Raw genomic sequence first — 13470 nt, forward strand, 5'->3', positions numbered from 1 at the left:
CTCTTTTTCTCAAAATTGATAGCTTCACTTCCCCGCATCATTTGATATATTAGCTGACTTCGCTTAGTTTCGAATATTTTTCAACCAAATGTAGGATGCTCTCTTTATTTCCAGCTTGTATGATTTGAGTTACATTCACCGGATCCGACACGAGTTGATTCAACTGCATGAGCGCTTTGAGATGCTGTTTCCGATCAACTGCTGCAATCACGATCACTACATTTACTGTCAACCCTTTGGCAAATTCCACCCCTTCTTCCATGCACAACATGCTCATCGTTAATCGGGAAACCCCGTCTTCCGGTCTGGCATGGGGAAGGGCAACCCTGGGCGCAATTACGATATAGGGTTGGGATGGGTCGTACATGCGAATCATGGCGTCAACGTAACCGGGATCGATCGAGCCCATGTTGATCAAGGGTGTCGAAGCCAGATGAATGGCATCTTGCCAAGTAGAAACCCCTTTGTGTATCAAGATGGTCTCGCTGGTCAACAGATCAGCCAAATCGGGTTTTTTCCTGTTTCGATCCTCAATGATATAGGGGGATGATTTTACCTGAAAGTAGCGTTTGAGCGAAGTTTTCAACGCTGATTTGTTCTCAATCGCAGCATGTTGTTGAATCACCCCGATCAATTGTTCCAGATCGATTTGCATCGGGTTGAATCCCAACAATTCTTGCGAGACACGCAATCTCAAACGGCGTTTTTCCTCAGCCGAGAGCAGCGGTTTGACTAGAAACCATTTCTTGTCCGTATTTAGAAACACCGTGGAAAATACCAGGTCGTAATGCAGTTCGTAGTCGGCAAATTCCCGAACAGAAATGGCATCCAGGAATATAAACTCGGGAAACAATTCACGCAGTGTTTCCAGCAATAACTCGGAAACGGATATCCCATTTGGACACACCACAAGTGCTTTCCATCTTTCCGATAGTGCATCCCCCTGTTTCTGTAACCAACCTCCGATCAGCATGGTAATGTAAGCGCATTCACTTTCCGGTATATCTTTTTTCAGCAGCGCTTTGAATGAATGGAGCGATTTCTTGACCAAATGATGCAACTCGCCATGTTCTTTCACAACGACATCCAACAGCGGATTGTCGAAGAGGAAGCCGTATTTGATTCGATAGTAGGCCGGCCGCAAGTGAAATAACAGCCGCCGCATCAAATGTTTCTTTTCGTGAAAAGTGATACAGGCCAATTTCTCAAACGTTTGCAGCATCTGATCAATCGCTTCCATCAAACGAGCCGTTTGTTCATCCTCGGTGGGAGCGGCCGACAGTAGATTGGAAGACAACAGTTGCAACGCGATAAAAAGGAGGTCGGGTTCGCTCCAATCATCCTGACCGAACAGCTCTTTGGCAATCTGATATTCCCGTGTCACTTGAATCTCCTGATGATCGAGCTCATGGCGTTGAAGAATCTGACCTCGTTTGATCCTTCTGATTAGAAGGGCAAAGATATAAGGCAATTCCTCCAGCATTTCATCGGTGAACCGTACTTGCAGATGTTTTTCCGTTTGTTCAATTCTTTGTTGAATGAGCGTTACTTCATCTGATGCCAGCTCCATCACGGAGATTAACCACGCTTTCCCGTTGGGCATCTGCAAAACTTCCCGTACCAGTTTGATCAGCCATTTTCGTTTTTCCATTTCCCGGCCATGAAGATCATACCCGTCACGCCGGGTATATACCAAATGTAAATCTCCCCCCTTCAATATTTCCTTGATATTTTTCAGATCAAGCAATACCGTGTTGCGACTCACCTTGAGGGCGCTGGATAAGTGGAAAAGGGAGATTTCGCTCCGTCGACCGAGCAGCATCAGCAAAATGAGTTTGCACCGCTCCTTTTCAGAGGGAACATAATCGATCATACTTGATGCAGCCATAAGCTCCGGAAACGATTGGCTGACGATGGGATCGACCATCACCCCCGATTGACCGTTTTTTTGAATCACGGGGAGATGATTTGCCGAGAGCCAATCATTGATCTTTTTGAGACTGTAATTCGTCTGCTGCCGAGTCAAAGAAAATTTTCTCTGCAATTCAGAAATTTTGATTCCTGGTGACATCAGGATTTCTTTGAGGAGCTTAGTGCTGCGGTCATCAAGTATCATCCAATCCCTCCTTTCTTATCTCTATCTTATCGAATGGGACTCGGATTTTGTATGCGCTTTCATCCCGATTTTTGATCATGGGTTTATTCATGATTGTGATGAGACTCCATCCCGCCAACCGGACACCCGTGGTGACATCGCAGACATTGAATAAGCAACCGCTCGGGAAAGCGAATCCCGCGGGCTTTGTCACAAACCAACACCCCCGGCAATGTGCACCGGGGGTGTTCCTCAATCCTTCTTCTCTTCTTCTTTCTCTTCCTTTTTCTCTTCCTTCTTTTCTTCCGTTTTGTTCAAGACCGCATTGATCGCGGATCGTTCAAACACCAGCCGGGTGTTGTCGCTCACTTTCAGAGTGACGCGGTCATCGGTTAGATCAGTGATCGTTCCGTGCAATCCGCCGATGGTGACGACCTTGTCACCCCGTTTCAACGCAGCCAGCATGGCGTTGCGCTCCCGTTGCCGCTTTTGCTGCGGGCGGATCAACAGGAAATAGAAGATAGCAAACATCAGGATCAGCGGTGCGATTTGTACCAAAAACGCGTTGTTCACTGTTGTTCCTCCTTGATTTGTTTTGAAAAGCCAGCCGCCCATGTTTGACATTGGCGGCGAAAACACACCATCAAGCAATCGCCGTCAAAAACCGCGCCCTTGATTGGCACCATAATATTTCTCAAAGAATGCGTCGCGGAAATCCAACAACCGATCTTCTGCAATCGCCTGACGCACCTGATTCATCAGGTTGAGCAAGAAGTACAGGTTGTGATACGTCGTCAAGCGCAACCCGAAGATTTCATCCGCCTTGATCAAATGACGCAGATACGCCCGTGTGTAGTTGCGACACGTATAGCAATCGCATTCGGGATCAAGGGGAGTAAAATCGCGGGCATATTTGGCATTGCGTATCACGATCCGTCCCTGGCTCGTCATCGTCGTGCCGTTGCGGGCGATTCTCGTCGGCAAGACACAATCGAACATGTCGATCCCTCGGATGACTCCTTCGATGAGGGCATCAGGTGAACCCACCCCCATCAGATACCGCGGCTTGTTTGCCGGCAACAGGGGAGTGGTGTACTCCAACACTTCGTACATCAGTTCTTTGGGTTCACCGACGCTCAATCCCCCCACCGCATATCCCGGAAAATCGAGAGCGGTCAACTGGCGTGCGCTCTCTTCCCGGAGATCCCGGTACATTCCGCCTTGCACAATGCCGAATAACGCTTGCTCATCCGGACGCTGATGCGCTTCGAGACACCGTTCAGCCCAACGGGCCGTTCGTTCGGTCGACGCCCGGACATATTCCCTGTCAGCCGGATAGGGTGGGCATTCGTCAAACGCCATGATGATATCCGCACCGAGCGCATTTTGGATTTCGATGGATTTCTCGGGACTGATGAACAATTTTTCCCCGCTCAGATGTGATCGGAAAGAGACGCCCTCATCGGTGATTTCCCTCAGATCGCTCAAGCTGAACACCTGAAACCCACCGCTATCGGTGAGGATGGCGCGGTCCCAGTTCATAAATCCGTGCAGGCCGCCCGCTTCCCGGACGATGGCATGACCCGGGCGGAGAAAAAGATGGTAGGTGTTGCCGAGAATGATACCAGCGCCCATCTCTTTCAATTCCTCCGGGCTCATCGCCTTGACGGTGGCCTGGGTACCGACAGGCATGAATACGGGTGTGTCGATGGTGCCATGCGGGGTATGTAAACGGCCCAATCGGGCTCCCGATTGCTTACATACTTTGATCAGTTCATATTTGACGGCCAATAGCCCCACCTACTTATTACCATTATAACTTGTTTCCATCACCTTCAACCGATTGAAAGCGAAACTGTTCTTGAATTTCGTTGCCTTTCTCATTATAGATGTCCGGGAAAGGAATCACAAGCGAAAATGGTCACACAATCAACATCGCATCACCAAAACTGAAAAATCGGTAACGTTCCCGAACTGCCTCGCGGTAGGCTGCAAGCACCTGCTCCCGAGATGCGAACGCACTGACCAGCATGATCAGTGTCGATTTGGGCAGATGAAAATTGGTGACCATCGCATCCACTGCGCGAAAACGAAATCCGGGGTAGATAAAGATGTCGGTCCACCCGCTTGCCGCCCGGATTTCGCCGAACCGGGAAGCAACCGTCTCCAATGTGCGTACGGTGGTGGTGCCCACGGCAAAAACGCGCCCACCCTCGGCCTTGGCCTGACGGATGATTTTTGCGGTTTCCTCACTCACCTCGTAATATTCGGCATGCATCTGATGGTCTTCCACCTTTTCCGCCGTGACCGGCCGAAACGTACCCAAACCGACGTGCAGGGTGATATAAACAATGCGAACGCCTTTTTCCTCGATGCGCTCCAACAACGCGGGCGTGAAGTGTAATCCCGCCGTCGGCGCGGCCGCTGAGCCCACCACTCGCGAAAAGACGGTCTGATACCGCTCGGGGTCGTCCAATTGCTCGCGAATGTAAGGCGGCAACGGCATCTGTCCCAGCTCTTCCAACAGCGCTTCCACATCATCCGACTCATATTGGAGACGAAAGAGACGACCACCGGCTACCTCGGACTCCCCTTCGCAGACTGCGGTCAGTCGACCATCGCCAAAAGTGATCACGGTTCCCTGCTTAACCCGCTTCGCCGGTTTCACCAGCGCTTCCCAACGGTCATTCCCCAATGGTTTCAACAACAGCAATTCAATTTTCGCACCCGTTTCCTCCTTGACACCAATCAAACGGGAAGGGCGAACGCGGGTGTCGTTCAGCACCAGCACGTCACTGGACTGCAAGTAGTCCAACAGATCGGGAAAACGTTTGTGTTCCACTTTCCCCGTCTCACGATGCAACACCATCAGCCGGGACGCGGATCGCTCCGGGATGGGTTTCTGTGCGATCAGCTCCTCCGGCAAATCAAAATCAAACATCGATACATCCATGTCACTTACGTCCTTTCCATGATGAAACTGGGTCCGTACTGAAACGAAAACGCCCGCCCCGTCAACGGAACAGGCGCACCAAGTAGAGAATCAGGGACAATAATACAGAGAGTACGATACTGGAGACGATCGGAAAATAGAACCGTACATTCTCTTTCTCGACGACGATGTCCCCGGGTAGTCGGCCGAACGGGAAAAAACGCCCACCGAGCTGCCACAGCAGGCCGATCACCACCAACACAATCCCCAAAACGATTAGAGTTTTGGCAAATGGGTTCATGTCGGCACCTCCAATCCGAAGTGCTCGTAACATTTGGGGGTGACCACACGTCCACGGGGGGTACGCTGGAGAAAACCGATCTGCATCAGATACGGTTCGTAGACGTCTTCCACCGTGTGCGCCTCCTCACCGATCGTGGCCGCGATCGTCTCCAGACCAACAGGCCCCCCGCGAAAGTTTTCGATGATAGACAACAACAATTTGTGGTCTATCTGGTCCAATCCCATTTTGTCCACCTGAATCCGGTCCAATGCATCCCGGGCTGCTTCCCCCGTGATCACACCGTCCCCCTGTACTTGAACGAAGTCCCGTACCCGTTTCAGTAAACGGTTGGCCACCCGCGGCGTGCCTCTGGCCCGTCGGGCGATTTCCACCGCGCCTTCCTCCCGAATGGCAACCCCGAGCAAATCAGCCGCCCGCTGCACGATCAGGGTGAGTTCATCCTCTGTATAATACTCCAACCGGCTGACCACTCCGAAACGATCCCGCAAAGGGGAGGAAAGCGAACCTGCTCGCGTCGTGGCGCCCACCAGCGTAAACGGTGGCAGGTCCAACCTGACCGACCGGGCACTGGGGCCCTTACCGATCACGATATCAAGTGCGAAGTCCTCCATCGCAGGATACAGGACTTCCTCCACGGATCGGTTCAAACGATGAATCTCGTCGATAAACAACAAATCGCCCGGTTGGAGGTTGGTCAGGATGGCCGCCAAGTCCCCCGGCCGCTCGATGGCCGGTCCGGACGTGGCCCGGATTTGCACCCCCAACTCATTGGCGATGATGTGAGACAGTGTCGTTTTCCCCAATCCGGGGGGGCCGTACAGCAAAACGTGATCCAGGGCCTCCCCCCGCATTTTGGCCGCTTCTATGTATACTTTCAGATTTTCCTTCACGCGCGTCTGACCGATATATTCGCTCAGATAACGGGGGCGCAGGCTGAACTCCACCGTCGCATCCTCTTCCGCTAGATGAGCGGAAATGATCCGTTCCTCCACGCTTACATCCCCCTATCGCTTCATCGACAGTTGCAACGCCCGCCGGATCCACTCGTCCAGCTCCGGCTCATCCTCCCACTGTTTACGCGCCTCTTCGACGGCCCAAGCCGCTTCTTCCTCATTATATCCGAGGGCCATCAGGGCTTCAATCGCCTCACCCGCACGCTCCATGGATAAAACGGGCTTTTCGGCTGGTCCTTCTGCCGGATCTCCTGGCTGTTGCATCAACGCGTGGACCCAACCCGCTTTTTTCAATTTGTCTTTCAGATCCAGGATCAATCGTTGGGCCGTCTTTTTTCCGATCCCGGGGAGTTTGGTCAAAAAAACGACGTTCTCCTGCTGGATCGCCTGCACAACTTGACGCGGCGTTCCTGAAGCCAATATGGAAAGTCCCGCTTTGGGACCGATCCCAGACACATCGAGCAACATGCGGAACAAATCCCGCTCTTCCCGGGTCGGGAAACCGTAGAGAGTGACAGCATCCTCCCGCACTACCTGATGCGTGTAGACTCGTGTCTGCACATTGGGTTCCCAGCGGTAGGGATTGCCGCACAACACGCGATAACCCACGCCCGACACGTTGATGGCGATGTAATCTGCTCCAGCGTAGGTGACGGTTCCTTCTAAAAACTCGATCAACGTTTCCAGCCTCCCTGTCTCAACCGGTTCACGAACATAGACGAGTGTCCCTCACAGATGGCGATGGCCAGCGCATCTGCCACATCATCCGGCTTGGGTATCTCAGGCAGGGATAAAAGCATGCGCACCATTTCCTGCACCTGCCGTTTCTCCGCCTGTCCGTAACCCACCACTGCCATTTTTACCTGTAACGGCGTATACTCTGTAATCGGTACCCCTGCCTCCTCCGCAGCCAACATAATTACGCCGCGTGCCTGACCGACAGTGAAGGCAGTCGTCACGTTGCGGTTGAAAAAGAGCTTCTCGATCGCCACCACGTCCGGACGATGCTTTTGAAATAACTCTCCACAGGCGTCGTAGATCTGCTTTAACCGGGTCGCTGTCGCCAAGCCGGCTTCTGTTTGGATACTGCCGTACTCCACAGCCTTGAGACGGTTGCCTTGGCGGTGCAATACCCCGTAGCCGACAATGGCGATGCCCGGGTCGATGCCCATGATCTTCACGCCGTTCCTCCTCTGCTGCGAACATGTTTTCGTTTGCCGTGTGTCGATTATATCACAACATTCCCCTCTTCTTTTCCCTCCAACAAAGATTATAATGGAGATAGCCGATTGTCATATACTGACAATAGACACGGGAATGCCAGTCCACATCAAAAAGAGGTGCATCCGATTGAAACCGATCGACGAACAAAACCAAACAAACGGAAGAACGAATTCACTCCGATCCACTACCTCTGGGGATCAAAAAGAACCCGACAGAGATGTGTCGACAGTAGGACGTGATTCGGCATCTCTCACAACCCATTCGCCACCCGATTTACGCACTTCCAGCTATTCCGCTGCCCAGATGCCCGGATCTCCCCAATCGTCCCCAACCGATGTGCCGGCCGGTCAACCAACCGGACCTACTCAAAGCATGCCGTCCGGTGCCCACAAATGGGGACAGGGTGCGATGGACTCGCGCCCGATGTGGCTGTCCCTGTTGTTCTTCCTCATCCCGCTCATGTTGAGCAACACCTTGCAATCGATCGGCGGGACGGTCAGCTCTATCTTGTTGGGACGCGGTCTTGGTGAATATGCGCTTGCGGCGGCCAGTGCTGTCTTTCCGGTTACGTTTTTCCTGATCTCGTTTATCATCGGACTGGGAAGCGCCAGCTCCGTTTTGATCGGTCAAGCCTACGGAAGTAGCAATACGGAGCGGATGAAAGCAACAGTCGGGACCTCCTTAACTTTCGCCTTTATCCTGGGTCTGCTCGCGGCCGTTATCGGCAATCTGTTCGCCCGCGAATTGCTGGAGCTAATTGGAACACCGGCGTCCATCATTCCGTATTCCATCGGCTACGCCCATGTGTTGTTCACGGGACTCCCGTTTTTCTTCCTGTATATCAACTACACCACATTTTTGCGCGGAACCGGTGATGCCAAAACCCCGTTTTATTTTCTGCTTTTCAGCACCATACTGACCGTCGGTTTAACCCCCGTTTTCCTTTTCGGATGGGGTGGCCTGCCCCGGTTGGGTGTGAAAGGTCCCGCACTGGCCATGGTGGTATCATCCATTATTACACTGATCGTCACCATCGCCTATCTGGGATGGAAACGTCACCCGCTGGCGCTGGATCGGGAGACGATTAAAAAACTGCGACTGGATCCGCAAATCGTCAAACTGCTGATCAAAATCGGCTTGCCAACCGGAATCCAGATGATTTTCGTCTCGTTGTCCGAAGTGGCCGTCGTTACATTTGTCAACCGGTTCGGCGCCCATGCCACCGCCGCTTATGGCGCAGTCATCCAAGTGATCAATTACGTGCAAATGCCCGCGCTGAGCTTGGGGATCGCCTCCGGGATCTTCGGCGCACAACTGATCGGTGCTGGAAAACAGGCCCGACTGCGGCTCCTGGTGAAAAGCGCCGTCATGTTGAATTACGTGATTGGCATTCTGCTGACCGGGATCGTCTATCTGTTCAGCCGCAGCATTTTGTCCTGGTTTTTGACCGATCCCGCAACGCTGTCGGTCGCGGAAGAACTGCTGTATATCACACTGTGGTCGTTCATGATCTTCGGCAACATGATGATCCTCTCGGGTGTGATGCGCTCGAGCGGCACCGTTTTCTGGCCGACACTGATCGGCATTATCACCATCTGGGGAGTCGAGGTGCCGGTTGCTTTTCTGTTGTCTCACACTATCGGTCTGCGTGGGATCTGGATGGCGTACCCCATTGCGTTCGCGTTTGGATTGGCAGCCCAATATACCTACTACCGCCTGTTCTGGATCAACCGCCAACATCAGCGCTTTTTTGACGGGCCGGAACCGGCGGAAGGAACGTGAAAGTGATTAAAACCCATACGTAAGTGATATCAATCCATAACGAGATCAATTTTCCAGACGGATGACCGGTTAGATTACACTCTTCAATAATCGGCAATCGGCGCTGATCTTCCATTTATCATGGCGGAAGATCAGCGCCGGTCCATTTCTCATCGACTTCTTAACGACCGTCGGCCAATTCTGCAATACGGCGATTGACATTCTCCCGATACAGGCCGCCGTGATAGCAGATGACCGCTTCAATATCATATTGCGCCAGTTTTTTTAACGATTGAATGGCGACATCCATATCCAGCGTATATTGCGGTACCGGTCCAACCAACTGACCATCCACGACGGCCAGAGCATCTCCGGCGATCAGGGTCTTGCTTGGTTGATGATACAGACTGATATGTCCAGGGGTATGACCCGGCGTGTGAATGACAGTGATTCCACCACAGAACGGCAACTCCTCTCCATCCGACACCGTCCTGTCCACCGGAGCTTTGGGCGGATTTTCAAATACCCGTTTTAATCCTTCGCGATGTTCCTGTGGCAAATCATTCAATCGAGCGATGGCCTTCTCGATTTTGATCAAAGGCTTCTCACCCTGAATATACGGTTTTTCCCATTCACTCGCCAGTACTTCGACCTTTTGGGGGGACGCATGGAGCAGATCGGGCAAACATCCAATATGATCAATATCTTGATGCGTGAGAAACACTTTGTTGAGCTTCTCAAAAGGGACACCGGCCGCCTCCATTGCCTCACGAAACTGTGGGAGTTGACCAGGAAAGCCTGCATCCACCAAGATGACAGTATCCTCATCCCAGATTAGGGCCGGATGAATCGTCATCTGCGCTCCCACCACATTCGCCGTAATTCCCAACATTTCCAACCCTTTGGCTACTTGCATCAGGACTCCTCCATCCTCAGGTTTGGTTTTGTGTGGCCACACTAATATGATATCAAACGAAATAATTAATTTCAAATAAATCTTAATAATATCATATTTAATTTATTTTGTCAAGTATTTAAGGAAACAGCAATGAACTTCCACAAAAAAAGATCATCACGTAGTGGTGAAAAATTCAACATGATGACCGGAGTCCTTTCTCATATCTGCTGGGTTTCCTTTCTTCTTGAGCCTCCAACAACTCTGCCAACCGTTCGTCATCCACGTTGCCCCCGCTGATGAGACAGACAACGTTTTTACCGGCGATGTCCGGAATGCGCCCATTACGCAATGCAGCCACTCCGACCGCACCAGAACCCTCAACTTTCTGGTGATGCTGACGAGCCATCCAGCACATGGCATCGGCAATCTCCTCTTCCTCCACCAATATGAAATCATCAACATAACGCAGCACCAACGGAAAGATCTTTTGACCGATGCCACCGTGCAAACCTTCGGCCAGCGACTCTCGGTACGTCACATCCACTATTCGTCCTGCACGGAACGAATAGTACCAAGGTGGGGAGGCATGGCTCTGTACGCCGATGATCCGAATATCGGGGTGCACCGACTTAGCCAAGATCGCGATGCCCAGGATTAATCCGCCACCACCGGCTGGGACTACGATCACATCTGCCTCCGGCCAATCAAGTAAGATTTCCAGACCGATCGTACCGTGCCCAGCGATGGCATGCTGGTCTTCATAGGCATGAATAAATGTCCGGCCATTTTCCGCCGCCAATCGATATGCACATTCTTCCGCTTCATCATAGTTGGTCCCGTGAAACACCAATTCCGCTCCTAACCGCTGAATACCCGCCACCTTGGTTTTGGGTGTGTTTTCGGGTACCACTACCTGTGCGGATGCACCGATCAATCCCGCCGCATACGCTACCGCTAACCCGTGATTCCCGGCGGATGCGGCGATCACACCCCTTTTTCTTTCTTCCTCGGACAACATTCTCATCTTGTTGATCGCCCCTCTGGGCTTGAACGAACCAGTTCGTTGGTAGTTTTCAAACTTGAACCGCACCTGTGCCCCGATCAAATTACTGAGTGGAACCGATGGGGCCAAAGGGGTCCGATCGACGAAATGTTCGATGTGGTGACGCGCCCGGAAGATATCGTGAACGGAGATTTCCACACGCTTCATCCTTTCGTTGTAGGTTGACATCTCATATCTTCCCAACTAGAATGAAAGTTCAAACTACTAAACATCGGAACATCATGGGTGAAGGGATTTGGGGCCACGGTTCCTAACTGTGACATGGGGGTGTCTTATTTTGCTTCCCTAATTAAACGGTGAACGGCAGGGAACGAGTGAGGAGGAGAGTCTCATGCCGATTGACTTTCATTCTAAGGACAACCGTTTCACCTATGCTACACGTCGGGCTGATTCATCTTGGATGTCTGCGATCCAAAAAATCGTTGATGTGAAAGGCAAACACGTTTTAGATGTCGGCTGCGGTGGGGGTATTTATTGTAAGGCATTTGCTGAGATGGGTGCAGAACATGTTACCGGAGTCGATTTTTCTAAGGAGATGATCAAAGGCGCTGTAGAAAACTGCAAGGGCTATCCCCAAATCACGTTTGTTGAAGGGGATGCACTTGATACGAACTTACCAAGTTCTCAGTATGATGTGATTCTGGAAAGGGCACTTATTCACCATCTGACGGACTTGGAAGCGTGTTTCAGTGAGGCCTATAGGTTATTGAAACCGAGCGGCATGTTGATTGTGCAGAGTCGCACCATTGAGGATGCCTTGCAACCGCCGAATGAGCATCATATTCGAGGGTATTTCTTCGAAGTATACCCAAGACTGATTCAAATAGAAGCCGAACGAAGACACGATGGCAAAACCGTGAAGAAAGCCTTGCTGAAGGCGGGCTTCCGATCCATTGACGAACACAAATTAAGTGAGACAAGAAAAACTTACACTGGTCCTGAGGAGTTCAAGGATGAACTTTTGGCGAGAACAGGTCGGTCCATTTTGCACGAACTATCGGATCTGGAACTGGAATATCTCGTTCAATATATATGCGAACGCTTGCGTAATCGCAGTACGCAAGAAATTGTCGAGCAAGATTATTGGACGATTTGGTTGGCTAAAAAGGAATAGTTGCCCATCAATGGATTCCCGATCGCCCATCCGGCAAATCCGTCAACCGGTCAGCGCTTCCGACGGCAGTTATCGCATCCCTCTCTTAAAGAGTTTCCATCCATAGCATAACGGATTGCGAAGTACCACGAAAAAAGCCGCCCTTTCTCTCGAAAGGACGGCCAATTTTTTTACATCGCGTACATGCCGAAAAAGATCCAGACGGAACCGACGACGGTCACCACCGCGACGAACACGCCGTACAGAGTGGTCACCACTTGGTACGTTCCGCTGCCCTCCGTCCAGTGCATGAACATCAACAGTTGGACGAAGAACTGCATCACAGCCAGCACGAGAATGGCGGTCAACATGACCGGCTTGGACACTGGTGTATACAACGCTACCCACAGCGCCGCGAACGTCAAGACCAGGGAGAGAATAAACCCGAAAATATGCTTGATCGGCGTTTCACGATGACCGTGGCCGGTTTGTGCGTTTCCTTTATCGCTTGCCATCAGTACGCCACCCCCATCAGGTAGACGAGCGTGAAAATGAAGATCCAGACCACGTCCAGGAAGTGCCAGTACAGGCCGACGATAAACACTCTCCTGGCCGTGGCGGCGGTGACGCCGCGTTGAATCAATTGAATCAAGATCAGCGTCATCCAAAGAATACCCAGGCTGACGTGTGCGCCGTGAGTACCCACGAGTATGAAAAACCCGGAGAGAAACGCGCTCCGCTGGATGGTCGCCCCTTCACCCACATAGTGGATGAACTCCGTCACTTCCAGCCCGATGAAGGACAGACCCAAGAGCAACGTCACGATATACCAGAACAGGATGCCTCCCTTGCTCCGGTTGCGCAAGGCCAAGGTGCCGAGACCGCAGGTAAAACTGCTGGTCAACAGGATGATCGTTTCCATCATGAAATCCTTGACCTCGAACAGTTCTTTCGCTGTCGGTCCGCCGGCAGTGCGCCCCGCCAAAACGAGATACGTAGCAAACAAGCTGGCGAACAAGACGATTTCCGCACCCAGGAACACCCAGAAACCGAAGATTTTCAGACGACTTTCCTCTGTTGAGTACTCCAAGGGCAAGGCGGACTTTTCCGTGGATTTACCGTGCGTTTGCAATGCGTGTTCTGCCAT

At 51.8% G+C, this 13470-nt stretch carries 14 protein-coding genes; 2 read left to right on the forward strand and 12 right to left on the reverse strand.

Going from position 1 to position 13470, the window contains the following annotated elements:
* Window positions 1-49 precede the first annotated feature (49 nt).
* The 8 genes from NWF35_RS08195 to ruvC all read right to left on the reverse strand — a co-directional run bounded on the left by NWF35_RS08195 (window position 50) and on the right by ruvC (window position 7465).
* The gene (locus NWF35_RS08195) at window positions 50-2116 is read right to left on the reverse strand and encodes a BglG family transcription antiterminator (protein ID WP_301238568.1); all 2067 of its coding nucleotides are present in this window, start codon (window positions 2114-2116) and stop codon (window positions 50-52) included.
* Window positions 2117-2347: 231 nt separating this feature from the next.
* A complete protein-coding gene (gene yajC, locus NWF35_RS08200; RefSeq protein ID WP_435873864.1) occupies window positions 2348-2710 on the reverse strand; it encodes a preprotein translocase subunit YajC in 363 nt (120 codons plus the stop codon).
* Between the two features lie 42 nt (window positions 2711-2752).
* Window positions 2753-3886 carry a tRNA guanosine(34) transglycosylase Tgt gene (gene tgt / locus NWF35_RS08205; protein WP_301238570.1) on the reverse strand — a complete coding sequence of 378 codons (1134 nt, stop codon included), beginning with the start codon at window positions 3884-3886 and terminating at the stop codon, window positions 2753-2755.
* Between the two features lie 130 nt (window positions 3887-4016).
* Window positions 4017-5048 carry a tRNA preQ1(34) S-adenosylmethionine ribosyltransferase-isomerase QueA gene (gene queA, locus NWF35_RS08210; protein WP_301238571.1) on the reverse strand — a complete coding sequence of 344 codons (1032 nt, stop codon included), beginning with the start codon at window positions 5046-5048 and terminating at the stop codon, window positions 4017-4019.
* A 61-nt stretch (window positions 5049-5109) separates the two neighbouring features.
* Entirely contained in the window at window positions 5110-5328 is a 219-nt protein-coding gene (locus NWF35_RS08215; RefSeq protein ID WP_301238572.1) for a DUF2905 domain-containing protein, read from the reverse strand.
* Window positions 5325-6323 carry a Holliday junction branch migration DNA helicase RuvB gene (gene ruvB / locus NWF35_RS08220; RefSeq protein WP_301238573.1) on the reverse strand — a complete coding sequence of 333 codons (999 nt, stop codon included), beginning with the start codon at window positions 6321-6323 and terminating at the stop codon, window positions 5325-5327. The genes NWF35_RS08215 and ruvB overlap by 4 nt, the downstream gene beginning before the upstream one ends.
* 12 nt (window positions 6324-6335) lie before the next feature.
* Window positions 6336-6962, reverse strand: coding sequence for a Holliday junction branch migration protein RuvA (gene ruvA, locus NWF35_RS08225; protein WP_301238574.1), 627 nt, complete (start codon window positions 6960-6962; stop codon window positions 6336-6338).
* Window positions 6959-7465 carry a crossover junction endodeoxyribonuclease RuvC gene (ruvC, locus tag NWF35_RS08230; protein WP_301238575.1) on the reverse strand — a complete coding sequence of 169 codons (507 nt, stop codon included), beginning with the start codon at window positions 7463-7465 and terminating at the stop codon, window positions 6959-6961. The genes ruvA and ruvC overlap by 4 nt, the downstream gene beginning before the upstream one ends.
* A 415-nt stretch (window positions 7466-7880) precedes the next feature.
* Here ruvC and NWF35_RS08235 point away from each other — a divergent pair, with 415 nt between their 5' ends.
* Entirely contained in the window at window positions 7881-9290 is a 1410-nt protein-coding gene (locus tag NWF35_RS08235) for an MATE family efflux transporter (RefSeq protein ID WP_301238626.1), read from the forward strand.
* Between the two features lie 160 nt (window positions 9291-9450).
* Here the strand turns inward: NWF35_RS08235 and NWF35_RS08240 are convergent, their stop codons facing one another.
* Both NWF35_RS08240 and NWF35_RS08245 read right to left on the reverse strand, forming a co-directional pair.
* Entirely contained in the window at window positions 9451-10185 is a 735-nt protein-coding gene (locus NWF35_RS08240; protein ID WP_301238576.1) for an MBL fold metallo-hydrolase, read from the reverse strand.
* A gap of 175 nt (window positions 10186-10360) precedes the next feature.
* Complete coding sequence (locus tag NWF35_RS08245) at window positions 10361-11398, reverse strand: threonine ammonia-lyase (RefSeq protein ID WP_301238577.1); 1038 nt, start codon at window positions 11396-11398, stop codon at window positions 10361-10363.
* A 163-nt stretch (window positions 11399-11561) separates the two neighbouring features.
* On the opposite strand from NWF35_RS08245, the gene NWF35_RS08250 reads away from it, so the two are divergent.
* Complete coding sequence (locus NWF35_RS08250; protein WP_301238578.1) at window positions 11562-12344, forward strand: class I SAM-dependent methyltransferase; 783 nt, start codon at window positions 11562-11564, stop codon at window positions 12342-12344.
* Between the two features lie 170 nt (window positions 12345-12514).
* On the opposite strand, the gene qoxD is transcribed toward NWF35_RS08250, so the two are convergent.
* Together qoxD and qoxC are read right to left on the reverse strand one after the other, a co-directional pair.
* Window positions 12515-12838 (reverse strand): cytochrome aa3 quinol oxidase subunit IV, encoded by a 324-nt coding sequence (gene qoxD, locus NWF35_RS08255; RefSeq protein ID WP_301238579.1) that lies wholly within the window; start codon window positions 12836-12838, stop codon window positions 12515-12517.
* Window positions 12838-13470: a cytochrome aa3 quinol oxidase subunit III gene (gene qoxC / locus NWF35_RS08260; RefSeq protein ID WP_301238580.1), complete on the reverse strand. Its 633-nt coding sequence runs from the start codon at window positions 13468-13470 to the stop codon at window positions 12838-12840. Before qoxC ends, qoxD begins: the two co-directional genes overlap by 1 nt.

It is taken from the genome of Polycladomyces subterraneus, assembly GCF_030433435.1.
GTDB classification, from domain to species: domain Bacteria; phylum Bacillota; class Bacilli; order Thermoactinomycetales; family JIR-001; genus Polycladomyces; species Polycladomyces subterraneus.

Coding starts and splice junctions, on each gene's coding strand:
- NWF35_RS08195 (WP_301238568.1), bottom strand. CDS start 2,116: ATGATACTTGATGACCGCAGCACTAAGCTCCTCAAAGAAATCCTGATG.
- yajC (WP_435873864.1), bottom strand. CDS start 2,710: ATGGGCGGCTGGCTTTTCAAAACAAATCAAGGAGGAACAACAGTGAAC.
- queA (WP_301238571.1), bottom strand. CDS start 5,048: ATGGATGTATCGATGTTTGATTTTGATTTGCCGGAGGAGCTGATCGCA.
- NWF35_RS08215 (WP_301238572.1), bottom strand. CDS start 5,328: ATGAACCCATTTGCCAAAACTCTAATCGTTTTGGGGATTGTGTTGGTG.
- NWF35_RS08235 (WP_301238626.1), top strand. CDS start 7,881: ATGCCGTCCGGTGCCCACAAATGGGGACAGGGTGCGATGGACTCGCGC.
- NWF35_RS08240 (WP_301238576.1), bottom strand. CDS start 10,185: ATGCAAGTAGCCAAAGGGTTGGAAATGTTGGGAATTACGGCGAATGTG.
- NWF35_RS08245 (WP_301238577.1), bottom strand. CDS start 11,398: ATGTCAACCTACAACGAAAGGATGAAGCGTGTGGAAATCTCCGTTCAC.
- NWF35_RS08250 (WP_301238578.1), top strand. CDS start 11,562: ATGCCGATTGACTTTCATTCTAAGGACAACCGTTTCACCTATGCTACA.
- qoxD (WP_301238579.1), bottom strand. CDS start 12,838: ATGGCAAGCGATAAAGGAAACGCACAAACCGGCCACGGTCATCGTGAA.
- qoxC (WP_301238580.1), bottom strand. CDS start 13,470: ATGGCAGAACACGCATTGCAAACGCACGGTAAATCCACGGAAAAGTCC.